Here is a 12,963-nt window from a genome sequence, read left to right on the forward strand (position 1 = left end):
GGGGCAGTCATGCAAAAAATAGAGCAGAGGCTTCATCACGAGTTGGTTTTCTCAACCGTCAACAAAGAACTTGGTGGACGGCCGGATATTAAAGAGTTCCTTTTTGGATCGGATAAACTCGTAGGCATTTTCTCCATTGAGAATGATCTTACAGATGAACGGGTGTCAGAGTATCGCAAGGCCTATTTCGGGGTCGGAGATACCGAGTGTTACAAACTGAACCTGCCCAATGACAACAAGCTGTTCCTGAAAATGGAATACACCAATGCAATGGGGAACAACCATTACGCCAGATTTTGGGTTGTGCATCTTTTCATCTGCGAAGTACTTGGGCTGATCTACCCAGGAGTGACGCAGATACTTGAAGTTACAAGCGGAAGTTCAGGCATTGCCCTAGCGATGGCTTGCGAAGTGCTTGGCTTTGATGTTACAATCTTGGTCCCGAGCTTATTACCTGAAAATCGGATAAAACCCATGAGACGCTCGACCACGACAATAATCGAGGTTCCGGGTTACATCGACAATTGCATTGCCAAACTCCGAGAAATGGTAAAAGAGGGTAACTACTATGTTACCAACCACTCCGAAGAGAAAGCTGATGTGATCACACACGTGTTTTCGAGGATCGGGCATGAGCTGGTTCGAGATGTTGATTTCCCGATTGACTATGCTGTCCTAGCAATGGGAAATGGAACTTCGACAATGGCGATTGGCAAAGCGCTAAAAGAATCGAACGAGAATATTGAGATAACGGCATATCGCCCTCATTTTGAGGAGGATCCGGAAGAAGTTGTCTTCGGCCTTATCGCTGCCAATATAGATTGTCGGCATATACCCTTGGCGATGAACTACGTTGACAATCAAGTTTACACGACTGGCGTGGATATTGAGGCGCTGCGATCGCAATACAAATATGACACTGAAGTATACAATCTTGGTTATAGCTCGCTCTACGGATTGCACTTCGCCCACGAGCTTGCAAAAACTGTCGAAGGGAGGAAGATCGTCACTGTTGGCTATGACAAAATGGACCGGTACTAATGGCATCCCTTACATCGCTTAACAATCTTCTTTATGAGCTGCCTTTTTCGGTTATTAGTCGTAACGCGCAAAAAGATATTTCGGATTTTTTTGCCAAGTTGCGTGATAGTGAATTTGTTAGCGGAAATAAGAAGATCAACCTCATCTCGTACAATATTGGTGAATTACACAAAGAAGAAGTGCACAAATGGACAGTCACTAAAGGCCATCTCAGGCATTTCTTTTTTTATTCGCTCAACGAAAGGTACTCACTACCAGTACTTAGTGCATATTTTGGACTTAGGGAGCATCTCTTTGGTAAAGGAGGAAACAAAGTTGACAATGCAGCGATGGTCTTGAGTAGGCTGTTTGTCCGAGATGTTGGATTCAGACTTAGCTATGATGCTGATTCTGACGACTGGGAATTTGGGTATGTCGAGCCTTTACGAGCGTTTTCGATCAAATTGCCTTTATCAAGGGTGTTCAATGAGGGTATTAAGGAGACGCACTTCAGAAATGCGATTGGAAGCTTTGTAAAAAACATTGACCCGGACGTGAAATTACCTCTCAAGAAACACCTGCACGATGACGATTCGTTGTTCGAGTTAACAGGGAGCGACGATGGGCGACTATTTGATGCGTTTAAGCCTGTTGGTAAATGCTTTCGTTCAAGAAGTAGCCTGTCATATTTAAAACGTGAAATTGTTAGTGGGATCCTGGCATGGCATAACAGCAATCCAGGGTTTCTAAATACAACTGAGACCAAACCGACAATTGAAAATTGGGTGGAGATTTTTTTTCAGGTGCTTTTGATCTCTCTCGTCTATAAGTCTTGGATCGAATATTTTCCTGCGCCGTGTGGCATCTTGCATCACGAGAATATTAGGTTGTATCGCAATTTGGGTGGACTTATTGTTGGGTATAAACTCAACGATCAACTCTCGCAGGAAGAAAGGGCGATATTCAGGCTCATCTCATCGAGAATAACCGCCGCGGCAGCGATACAAGAAACAATTGAACTAGGAGGTGGCGGGTCCGCGTGAACCCCATAATTGCACTTGATGACCTTGTTGCCGACTTGCCATTTTCTGTGGTTGGTCGGCCAAATCTGAGACAGGACTTGAGAAGGTTGTTCCTAGCCTTGACTGATAGTATTTTTGTCAAGGGAAACGATAAGGTTACCCTGTTGTCATACTCCTTTGCCACTCTAAAGAAAGCGGAAACTTGGGAGACTGATACTTTTGCCCAGGATTTCTTTTTTTATTCCAGAAACGACCGATTCTCGCTTGCTTTTTTGAATGCCTATTATGGAATAAGGGTTAACTTCACAGACGCACATACTTCGAATAATGTGGCACTCCTTCTCAGTGAGCTTTTCGTGCATGACCTTGGGTTTAGGGTTCGTTACATTGATGACGGTGATGATTGGCAATTTGGATATGTATGGGCTTTGAATACATTCTCAATAAAGATCCCGGTATCTTGGTTGATCAAGGGGCGTGATCCAAGAAGTAAGTTTAAACAGGAATTCGGTAAGTTCATCAAATCTGCGATGGGGGTTCTTTCGAATCCTGAAAATATTAGTAAGCTTTTAGTTACAAATAAAAAGGAAAGTGAGCGTGGAACCTTTGATAAGAACACGCCGGAGAAAGGTTATAGTGCAACTAACGATCAGCTCAACGAGCTAACGGAGAAGTTCATTGAAACAATCTTTGATGAAAACAAAAGGCGAGGGAAGAAGGAGGAAATGGTCCGTGGAATCTTACAATGGCACCAGAGTAACCCTGGCTATCTTACATCGGAAACTGAGCGGTCTGCTAGCGATGACGGGTCCGAAGAGGTACCTAAGATACGCAGGCTCGCTAAAGAATGGGTTGATCTATTGTTCCAGATCTCATTTATATCTCTTGTGTATGATTCATGGGTTGAATATTTCCCTGCGACATGCGGAATCCAAGAGTCACATAATGAAGGCTCTGATCATGAAGGAACCACACCGCAGAAACTGTATAGAAATCTCGGGGCGGTGATCGTCGGCTACGATTTTAACGGAGAAGGGCTTACAGACGACGAGAGAAGCGCTTTTAAGCTTATATCCTCCCGAATAAATGTAGCGGTAGCCGGAGATTTTATTTATAAAATGAATCGCCAGTTGCAAATTGATGCGTTGAGGCGCCATTTCGCTAGCGTTTGCCGAGAATTGATAAGCGATACGCCCCTTGACGATGGGAGCAACATTACTGAATATCTGCATGGGAGACAACGTAATCCTAAAGCTCATGAATTCCTGAGAACCAGGTTGGATCACAAGGATGCGTTCGGAACCCAACTTATCGAATGGCATGCTAACCAACCCGATCGATTTTCAAAGTACCTGACGGTAGTGTCAAGTTCTTTGTGTAAATGATCTCCCTTCATTTTCAGTAGTAGTAGCAGGGGCTGTGGGAACGGTGGAAAAATGTCTTTTATTTTTCCACGGTTTCCATAGCCCGATCTTGTCAACTCTGTGGCAGCCGGTCTTCGTAGACGATAGCGAACCGGCTGAGGGCGGCCTTCCAATCGCGGATCGGCATGGTCCATTTTTTTGTGATATTTCGCAGAGCGAGATAGAGCAGTTTTTGCACGGCCTCGTCATTTGGAAATGATCCGCGGGCCTTTGTCACTTTGCGAAGCGTCATATTGAGCGACTCGATGGCGTTGGTCGTATAGATCACGCGTCTGATCTCCGGCGGATAGGCAAAAAATGGGATTATGCGGGTCCAGTTCGAGCGCCAGCTTCGAGAGATCGTCGGAAAGCGGGCATCCCACTTGTCGGCAAATTCGTCGAGCCGCTGTTCGGCCTCTGCGTCAGTCGCCGAGCTATAGATCGTTTTAAGGTCCCGGGCCACTTCTTTACGCTCCTTCCAGCCGACGTAATTGAGCGAATGGCGTACCATGTGGACGATGCACAACTGTACCTCAGCTTTCGGAAACACGGTCTCGATCGCTTCGGGAAAGCCTTTGAGCCCGTCAACACAGGCGATAATGATGTCATTAACGCCGCGGTTCTTGAGTTCGGTGACGACCGAAAGCCAGAACTTTGCCCCCTCACTCTGAGCTATCCACATGCCCAGCACTTCCTTCAATCCGTCCATGTTGACACCGATCGCCAGATAAACGGCCTTGTTTCGAACGTGGCCCTGGTCTCGAACCTTGAACTGAAGAGCGTCCAGGTAAAGGATCGGGTAGACCTCGTCAAGCTGCCGGTTCTGCCACGCTTTTACTTCATCAATGACCGCATCGGTGACTGTCGAAACAAGCGTCGGCGAGACTTCCACCTGGTAGATCTCTTCGATGTGCTGCTGTATCTCGCGGGTCGACATCCCACGTGCGTAAAGCGATATGATCTTCTCGTCAAAACCCGTGAATCGCGTCTGATGCTTGCCGACGATCTGCGGCTCGAACGTCCCCGCCCGGTCACGCGGCACCTCGATCGGTACTGTGCCAAAGTTGCCTTTCAGCGTCTTTCTCGATGTCCCGTTGCGCGAATTGCCGCTGCCTCTGCCCGACGCCTCATGCTTTTCGTATCCCACGTGCTCGGTCAGCTCTGCCGCCATCGCTCGCTCCAGCAGCCGCTTCGTCAACTGCTTCAGCAATCCGTCCTCCCCGATCAGATCCTCCGGCTTCTTATAGTCCTTCAATAAATTGTCAATCAGCTCGTTGTCTATGGTCATCTTTCCTCCCTCGCCGAACCTTATCCCATTCGACCGTTAATGACCATTTACACAAAATTATTTACACCCTCTACCTGACGGTACTATATAGACCTGGAGATGGCGTGAATCACGCGTGGAACGCAGGTAATGGGGGCCACAAAGATCATTATTTTTCCTATGGAACTTCAACACCACTTTCTTGTGGTAATAACACTCCATGCATATTTTGCATTTTAGAGGCATCGAGCATTGCAAGGACCACCGTCAACCCAAACGACATCATTCTCAATAATAATTTTTTTGTGAATTTACCCTTACTAACCGCCTTTTTCGAGGTCCTTGAAAAAGAAGGTGCCGCGCACGGTGCAACACGAGCGGATCCGTTCGTGACTGAATGTTGTCACGTCACCGGGAGCCAAGGGTTCCCCTCGATTTTCTTTAATTATAATATGACTTCTCCCTTCAATTCAGCATCTTTCAATAAAGAACTTTCCGGTAATAAGGGTGCAGTTACGCAGTTTTTGAAAACCAACCTTAAACCTTTACTAAGTATGGGTGATATTAGGTTCGTGGCTCGCGAGGATCAGGAAAAATTCAGTCTTGAAAAATGGTACGTCAGTAATGAGCAGATGAAGTCTTTTGACAGCCCGGGCTATCGTGTCCGGATTGATTTTAGGAACAGGATTCAATTATGAAAGTGTATATCTCTGACCTGCAGCATCGAAACGATCAGGAGCGTTACTCAGCTGAACTGCGGAATAACAATAATATTATCGGGTTTACCGATACCTGGCCTGGATGGGACGGGGTAACGATTTTTTTTGATCATGATCATAGTGTCGTCCCACCTGAAAATTTTAAAGCGAATATAGCCTACTTCTCTGTAAGTGGATCGAACCAAAATGAGATCCGACCCGATGGTAAGACCGATGGCTATAAGTTTTGGGCTAGTATCCACCCGAGCCAGGTAAATCTTGTCGCAAAGATTGCCCTTGAAAATAAAAACGAAGTTGAACGTGAAGATGTTTTAATGATTCTCGAACACGACCCCAAACTTGAGGAGTTGTTGCGGCCGTTTGCCTTAATGTCGCCATTCGACACCAGTGAAGGAATAAAAAATGCCAAAGCCGCATTGGACGCATATCTTAATACCGAAAATGCATGAGAATTTTCTTTATTTCCAATACGAAGACGATTGACGGGAATGTTACTCAACACCTGATAGAAGAGTGCGTCTGTACAAAGGACTGGAGTGGGAACCGAGATGAACATAAGGCAAAGGATAGCTATAACAAGCTAGAGGATATTGTCCTGGAAACCGCGCTTTCAGAATATGACGATATCGTCTTTGTTATTGACGTCCACTGCACTTATGAGAAATTAGACGGTAATAAGAAGGCCAAAGTTCAAGATCTTCAAGAACAAGGCGGAGTAGTACTATACCGCCATCTGCTAAGGGCATTAGACGAGTTAGACGCCGGAGCACATAAGAAACTCAAAGTAGTGTTCCACTCGCCGATTGAACAAAAAAAGTTAGTGGCACTTAAGCCGGAGAACTACGTTCTTCTCGAACTCCCTTTTGTTAGAGCCAACTTGGACGGTACGTTTGGCGACGCTTTAAGCAAAAAGATCAATGAATGTATTTCAAAAGATTGGCCCAGGTTCAGCAACGCATCTGAAAATCTCTTAAGCGGCTGGGCCTTGGATAACAAAGACAGGCTTAAAAAAGGTGAAGATCCCATACAGATCGATCTCCATGGGAACAAGCCGATGATTATTGATGATGAGTGGGATGACTGGCAAATAACATTCAAGAAAATTCTCTCGGTCAAGCCTGATTACTTTCTGGATCCACTTGTTGGTGATGAAATAAAAAAGGAATTCCGAAAGCTCAGCACGGACTCTTTTGATCACATAACGACAGACACCTTTAGTAATTATCAACTGATAATTGCGGACCTCTATCTTCATGAGCGCCACGAAACAGATCGATTCAAGACAAACGAATTCGTGAGATCAATCTCAGGTTTTCATCTGTTTCGGAAAATTCGATCTTCCGATGTGGAACCCGCTATACCTGTTATCTTACATACAACAAGTACTAAATTCAAGATTTCCGAAACCCTTAGAGCCTTTGGTTCTTCAGGACAAGTCACCAAACACAATAATCACAGGGCAACTGTTGGTGAAAAGATAGATGTTTACTTGGCCCTGAAAGAAAATCTTGAGGGAATCACTGACGAGTATTCTTATTGTTGGCGAAGGAACATGTATAGTTCCTTGTTGCGGTTAGAGACCGCTTCATATCTTGCGAACATTCCACAAACACCAGCAAGGGATAATGCTTTCGCTGAAGTAAGAGGTTTACTGAAAAATCTTCTGATCGTGAGTGGACAGACTACAGGGCTTGATGAGTCATACATCGAATCATATTTTGAAAACTTCGAGGTGAATCCACTGTCTTTCGGAGCAGTATCCATCATAAGATCAGTTGGGTTAATTCCTGAGACACTCTACAAACTTGGTAGACGACGTGTGCAGACCCCTGAACTCGAATTGGCTAACCATCTGCGAAATCACGCATCACACTCAACCAGCTATAGATTGTTTACTCCGTTTGATGCAGAACTGATAACAATTTTGGTGATAAAGAGCCTACTGGAAAACCATCAGAGGCCGATAAGTGTCCCATTTCCGGACAAGAATGTTGTTTCCTGGTTTAAGGAAGAGCTTACTCATCCCGTCTTTGACTACATGCACTACTACAATCATTGGTTGTCGTACGTGCCTGATCGACTAAAGCAAGAAAATAGCGGCATAAGTGGACGAATTAAGACTTTAGCCAGACATTATGCTTCATCCGGCAAATGGGAATTACTAAGCAAGGAGTATAAAGATGAGTTGGCCAACAGTAAAAGTTTCAGCATTAAGATTGGAGGTTTCTCAGAGTGTATCGTCTTTAATGGAAACAAATGCACGCTTCAACTACCAATTCAACTACCAACTTGAGTTGAGAAATCCTATAGACCATTTATGAAACGAATAGTCTTTATCAATAACAGCGATTTAGAATTACCTAAGATCAAGATAGGAGAGGTTGAGTATGAACCTGAGCAGAAGCGGGCCGGATATCTAGTGCCGTACATGCCTAAGGGCTTTGATAGTCATTTCGATGGCGAAACAATTTTTGTTATTGACGTGCATTGCCGAATTCATGAAAAGGATAATCTGCAAGATCAAGCAGGTTTGACTGTTTATCGATACTTACTCAAATGTTTTACTGGCAGGCAAGATAAGCTAAAAGTTATTTTCTATTCACCAATTCCAGTCGCAAATCTGATTAAAAATAAGCCGGAAAATTATGTTTTGAAGGTTCTTCCGTTTGTCGAATGCAAGTATGCATGTGAAAGTACATTTATCCCCGCAGATGATGAGGCAGATGGAGCAGTCAAGAAGGAGAACTACGCTTGCGGCAATTTGTTCGAAAGAGATCTGATCTCAATTCTTGTTAAAGATAAATGGCCTCAGTTTAATAATGCATCTGAGAACCTTCTGAGTGGTTGGGCACTCGTAAACAAAGAGAAGATCCAGGATGGGAATGACTCCGATGGGAAACTTAGGCTCAATGAGATGAGTTTGTTAATAATCGACGATGAATTAGCAAGTTGGGCACATACATACCAGTGCATCTTCCACGGGACAAACCTCCCGATTGATAAACTTCCGTCGCAGCAGAAGTTTAAAGAAGTTTGGAATAACGGAAATGGAATCGAGAGTTGGTTGGAACTTGCCAAGCGTAGTGATGCCATATTATCTGATCTATATATAGAGGAGAATCACGAAGACACAAATCCATACAAGTCGATCAGCGACCTGGAAAAGATTTCCGGTTACAAACTTTTCAAACGTATAAAGGAAGAATATCCATATCTTCCTTACATGATGTTCACTTTAAGTAACAAGGTATGGAATGCTGATGCGTTCCGATCTGAGGGCGTTTGGGCGTGGGCTGTAAAGGAAACGTCTTTGGATACAACTCGTGAAAACAAGAAAGCACAGTTCGAGCATTTCGAAGCTTGTATAAAAAAACTTGTTGATCCTGAATGCCGCTTCTATGCAAAGGTTTGGAAGCGACTTCTAGAGCTTAAAAAAGCGGAACATACCACCTTATGGTGGCATACGAAGGAGCAGGATTCGGTGAAAATCATAGAAGAGTGCATCCTTGTTCTTGATACAGTTTTTAGCCAGCGATCGACCTTTGAAACAAAGAAAGTCGCTGACTTTGAAGGGCGACTTTGTTCCGTAGTGCTAAACAATATTGGGGGGCTTTGTGAAGTTTTAGAGATCAACCCTGATTCTGGTAAGCAGAATGTGAGCTTAGTAGCTTCATACATATGGAGAGTACGTAGCTTTTATTCGCACAAATTATCGTATCGTCGAGCTAAACCGTTAGAAGTGTTGTTTTGTGTCGATTTATTCATTGGTCTGCTTCTTCTAGACAATTCCAGCTTTGAAGGGTTGGAAACGCGCAAGATGCTTTGGAAAGACGATGGTAGGCCGGACAACGCCAATATAAACTATTTTCGACAATTTGACTCGTTTATCTCTGAATGCGGTATAACCTTTGTTCGGGAAATACGTGACTCATTAGCGGATCGCTTCAAAGACGTTAATTATGATGTCATCTCCGATTTTTATGATAGAAGGATTGCCGAAGAAAAGCGCAAAGTAAAAAGCGCGAATGCCGCTTTGGCCGCTTTAAGAGCCATCAAAAAAATGAACACTCAATCTCGATAATGTCTAATGGTATTCACATTTGTAATTCAGGAGCGTCTGGGCCATCCGGTTGGGAAATTGTCGACACCGACGCGAAATTGCAGGATGGTCCTGTGCCCCCAGATTCTTTTTGGTTGGTCAATATTCACTTAAACTGGGGAGGTCGTTTCTTATCGAGCGACTACGGGTTTGATGTGGCCAACATCATTAGAACAAAGTTGAAATCAACTGCACCTATTATTTTCTACAGCCCAATTAAAGCAAGTTACTTTGAAAGGAGAAGCGAAAAGAAACTCAAATACAAAATACTTTTTGGCAGAGGCTCTGGATTCATAGAGTCTCCGTTTACACAATCCGACCTGGATGAAGTCATTAAGAATACGCCTCCTCTAACTCCATCTGCATTGCATGATGTGGTGACCATGCTTGCTGATGTTAAGGGAATGGTGCTTGACAAACTTAATCACAATCTCAAATTTGGAAACGATCCATTGCCTTACTTCAATGAAGTCGAACCGTTTCTAAGCCAGATACAGAAGACGCTCGTTGAGTTTGATAATTATCGCGACAAGCTTGTGAAAGCCCGTTCAGAAAATAACGAAACTGAATTCCGGGAAATCAAAGAAGCATTTTTGGGGCTTTGCGCCGCATCTCTTACAGAGCAAGGACAATCTGCTGCTCCGATGACTGCCAAGAAACATAAGATACTTCTTGTCGAAGACAATGAGAACCAGCTTAAGGAAGCGGTTGATTTTTTGAACAAGAGTTTTGAAGTAGTTGCTGAAAGCGACGCCCAGAATGCAATTGATATACTGGATGCAGATACAGGTAATGAGATACTTGCGGTTATTTGCGATTGGCGGCTCTACAAAGACGGTTCAGAATACTGGCAAAAATATCAAGGGTACGAGATCTTGGATCATGCCTCAAAGAATGGATTCAGAGCGCTTTTTGCACTCACATCGCAGGCTGACTTTGTAGTTCATCAGATAAGAAACGCAACCGATTTTCGTTTTCAATTAGTAAAAAAACAGAACGTCGAGAATGATCAGCAAAAAGCACTTTTTGCCGATATGATCGCAACTGGTTGTGCCGATGCTCTGACCATTCTCTCAGAGAGGCCAAACTCGGCGTCATGGACAAATGAAGACAACGGAGTTTCTTACCAGAAGTTGTATCTCCAAACCAAACACAGCTTAGAAGCAGCCGCATTTTTTGCGTCAGTCGCATCAAAGGCCGACGAAGTTTGGGCTTATGTAACCGAGCAAAGTAAGAACAACTATAGGGACATTACTGATATCCGTGATCGGTTCGGGTTAAAGATGTCCAAGAAACATAAGCAGCTTTTTCCTGTACTTGTACTCAGATTGGTATGGTTCGCAATGTGGACAACTTTGAGCGATACGGAAAGGGATGATACGCGTGTGTTTGTGAGGATGTACAAGATACTTTGCACGGGCAATTATTCCGGAACCACGATCGAATACCACAAGAACAATGCTAATCAGGAAGTAAGCCGAATGTGCTTAACCCGAGAAGATGTTCAGGGCGGCGTAATGCTTCCCCACGAACGAGCCTGGCTGCTGAAACACGGATTGTTAAAGTAGAGAGGCACAAATAGAAAATTAAAAGGGCTTGTCATTTATTAAATGGCGAGCCTTTTCTATTCAAATAATTCCAGCTAATCCTGCCGTAAATTATCATGCAAAAAATTGAAAAAGATAGCAGCAAGAAAGGTTGTCCGAAATAAGCAACCGGTTCGCTACAGATAATTTCAGCTAATTTATGCGATGCACATAATGACTCTTGTGAGGACGATTTCAACCAAAGGAGGTAGCGATATGGGAGGAATATAAAACAACCGGGGCGGGCAACCGCCCAACAACTCTCAAGTCTTCGCTGTCGCGGCCACAAGCTGCTTGACGGCTGCCAACCCGGGCGATGTGTGTTCCGGTGATGGCAGCGGTATATTTCGAATCAGATTTTAAGGCACTTACTCAAGAACTTTATGAATACATTTTTATATAACCTTACAGCGAATGTTTGGAGTTGGCTGCGTGAAGCCTTCACTAAACAAAGCCTTAATCCCAACAAGGTGACCGGTATGGGTTCTTGGGTGGAATCTGAGATGCCGGTTGATAAGCCGACCTTGTCGCCGATGAGTTCACGTGACAGGTCGCTTCCGCTGCATTTGCGACTTGAGGCTCTTCAGCCGGAACTAGAGCAATTTGATCGGGCACTGCCACACGCTCATTTTAATGGGGCTATCGATGTATCAGATTCCAATTTCTAAGTTGAGAACAAGAAAAATATATGACAAACGCAATTATTAAAATCATGAACGTAATCTTAACGATCTTCTTTGCCTTAGGCGGAGCGGATTTTAATGTTTTGAGAGAGTCTAGTTCAAAAACTAAAAGAAAATACTTTGCGTTTTCTATAGGCCTGCTTGGGTCAGTCGGTCTCGCATTTATCGGCGGCGCAGATGTCGCAAATCATTACATTCCAGAGGGCACTGATGTCAAGACTCAAGTTTTAATTTGTATTGCTGCTGGTCTGCTCTGGTCAATATTGGTTTTCTCCTACGATTTCGGAATTATGAATGTTGATGGCTTAGGTGTCATCGGCAAAATCATGCGCGTCGTGTCAGGAATTGCTGCTGTTTTTCTAACGGTAACTGCACTCATTACTCTGATGACTCAGACAAAAATTGACAACCGGATAAATGCTACGAAGGTTACGGAACTCAAGGCTGTCGACACGCGATATCTGTCAGCAAAGGAGACTAGATACAAACTAGTAAATGACAAGAAGGCTCATGCGGAGAAGTACAACCTCGAGGTTGTACAAACTGAAGCAAACCGTGGGTACCCAGGACCGCGATACAACGAGAAGAAGGCAGCCTACGACGCAATGATCAATGATGTTAATAGCGAAATACTCAAGCTGGAATCACTAGAAGCCCCTTTTTTTGAGTCATATCAATCTGAGCGCGAAGAAATTCAGGGACGTGGTTCAGGTGATTTTCTCATCAAGGTTGAGACTCTTTTCAGCATTATTTCGGAAGGCGGAATCGCGGCAATTCTGATCGTCACCGCTTTATACACGATCTTTGGCGCGTTCGAGATGGGAGTGCTGGCTCTCAAGGCGACGACCTCCGAGAACGATGAGTATCATGAAAGGGAGAAACAATATAACACGCGAATGGCCCCAATTTTATTGGAAGCCGCACAAGCCGAGGCTGATCTAAAGCGAGATAGGCTGATGCTAGCTGCTCAAAAGGGCAGAGGCGATTTTTACGCTCTGAAGCATGATGCCGATATGCTTGATCTTAATGACAGCATCGTGAAAGAGGCGGAGATACGTGGAAAAATGCGAATCTTGCGAAATAAGGGTTATCACGCAAATGCTGACGCTCTTGAAGCCGAACTGCAACGACTGCCCATGGGTCGTAACGCAGCTTAAGAATATC

General features: G+C 44.3%; 11 protein-coding genes. 10 read left to right on the forward strand and 1 reads right to left on the reverse strand.

The window, feature by feature from the left end:
* The first annotated feature begins 9 nt into the window (after positions 1-9).
* The 3 genes from HS105_05790 to HS105_05800 are packed head-to-tail and all read left to right on the forward strand — an operon-like array spanning position 10 to position 3,427.
* Complete coding sequence (locus HS105_05790; protein MBE7516106.1) at positions 10-1,041, forward strand: pyridoxal-phosphate dependent enzyme; 1,032 nt, start codon at positions 10-12, stop codon at positions 1,039-1,041.
* Entirely contained in the window at positions 1,041-2,063 is a 1,023-nt protein-coding gene (locus HS105_05795) for a hypothetical protein (GenBank protein ID MBE7516107.1), read from the forward strand. The genes HS105_05790 and HS105_05795 overlap by 1 nt, the downstream gene beginning before the upstream one ends.
* Positions 2,060-3,427 carry a hypothetical protein gene (locus HS105_05800; GenBank protein ID MBE7516108.1) on the forward strand — a complete coding sequence of 456 codons (1,368 nt, stop codon included), beginning with the start codon at positions 2,060-2,062 and terminating at the stop codon, positions 3,425-3,427. Before HS105_05795 ends, HS105_05800 begins: the two co-directional genes overlap by 4 nt.
* 91 nt (positions 3,428-3,518) lie before the next feature.
* Here the strand turns inward: HS105_05800 and HS105_05805 are convergent, their stop codons facing one another.
* Positions 3,519-4,733, reverse strand: a complete 1,215-nt coding sequence (locus HS105_05805; GenBank protein ID MBE7516109.1) for an IS256 family transposase — start codon at positions 4,731-4,733, stop codon at positions 3,519-3,521.
* 104 nt (positions 4,734-4,837) lie between these two features.
* Here HS105_05805 and HS105_05810 point away from each other — a divergent pair, with 104 nt between their 5' ends.
* From HS105_05810 to HS105_05840, 7 genes are all read left to right on the forward strand, one after another.
* Positions 4,838-5,410, forward strand: coding sequence for a hypothetical protein (locus HS105_05810; GenBank protein MBE7516110.1), 573 nt, complete (start codon positions 4,838-4,840; stop codon positions 5,408-5,410).
* Positions 5,407-5,880 carry a hypothetical protein gene (locus HS105_05815; protein ID MBE7516111.1) on the forward strand — a complete coding sequence of 158 codons (474 nt, stop codon included), beginning with the start codon at positions 5,407-5,409 and terminating at the stop codon, positions 5,878-5,880. Before HS105_05810 ends, HS105_05815 begins: the two co-directional genes overlap by 4 nt.
* Positions 5,877-7,724: a hypothetical protein gene (locus HS105_05820; protein ID MBE7516112.1), complete on the forward strand. Its 1,848-nt coding sequence runs from the start codon at positions 5,877-5,879 to the stop codon at positions 7,722-7,724. Before HS105_05815 ends, HS105_05820 begins: the two co-directional genes overlap by 4 nt.
* A gap of 24 nt (positions 7,725-7,748) precedes the next feature.
* Entirely contained in the window at positions 7,749-9,512 is a 1,764-nt protein-coding gene (locus HS105_05825) for a hypothetical protein (protein MBE7516113.1), read from the forward strand.
* Positions 9,512-11,098, forward strand: a complete 1,587-nt coding sequence (locus HS105_05830; GenBank protein MBE7516114.1) for a response regulator — start codon at positions 9,512-9,514, stop codon at positions 11,096-11,098. Before HS105_05825 ends, HS105_05830 begins: the two co-directional genes overlap by 1 nt.
* Before the next feature lie 401 nt (positions 11,099-11,499).
* Complete coding sequence (locus HS105_05835) at positions 11,500-11,784, forward strand: hypothetical protein (protein ID MBE7516115.1); 285 nt, start codon at positions 11,500-11,502, stop codon at positions 11,782-11,784.
* A 20-nt stretch (positions 11,785-11,804) separates the two neighbouring features.
* Positions 11,805-12,956, forward strand: coding sequence for a hypothetical protein (locus HS105_05840; protein MBE7516116.1), 1,152 nt, complete (start codon positions 11,805-11,807; stop codon positions 12,954-12,956).
* Positions 12,957-12,963: the final 7 nt, after the last annotated feature.

This window comes from Chloracidobacterium sp. (assembly GCA_015075585.1).
GTDB lineage: Bacteria > Acidobacteriota > Blastocatellia > Pyrinomonadales > Pyrinomonadaceae > OLB17.

Coding starts and splice junctions, on each gene's coding strand:
- HS105_05820 (MBE7516112.1), top strand. CDS start 5,877: ATGAGAATTTTCTTTATTTCCAATACGAAGACGATTGACGGGAATGTT.
- HS105_05830 (MBE7516114.1), top strand. CDS start 9,512: ATGTCTAATGGTATTCACATTTGTAATTCAGGAGCGTCTGGGCCATCC.
- HS105_05790 (MBE7516106.1), top strand. CDS start 10: ATGCAAAAAATAGAGCAGAGGCTTCATCACGAGTTGGTTTTCTCAACC.
- HS105_05815 (MBE7516111.1), top strand. CDS start 5,407: ATGAAAGTGTATATCTCTGACCTGCAGCATCGAAACGATCAGGAGCGT.
- HS105_05840 (MBE7516116.1), top strand. CDS start 11,805: ATGACAAACGCAATTATTAAAATCATGAACGTAATCTTAACGATCTTC.
- HS105_05825 (MBE7516113.1), top strand. CDS start 7,749: ATGAAACGAATAGTCTTTATCAATAACAGCGATTTAGAATTACCTAAG.
- HS105_05795 (MBE7516107.1), top strand. CDS start 1,041: ATGGCATCCCTTACATCGCTTAACAATCTTCTTTATGAGCTGCCTTTT.
- HS105_05835 (MBE7516115.1), top strand. CDS start 11,500: ATGAATACATTTTTATATAACCTTACAGCGAATGTTTGGAGTTGGCTG.
- HS105_05805 (MBE7516109.1), bottom strand. CDS start 4,733: ATGACCATAGACAACGAGCTGATTGACAATTTATTGAAGGACTATAAG.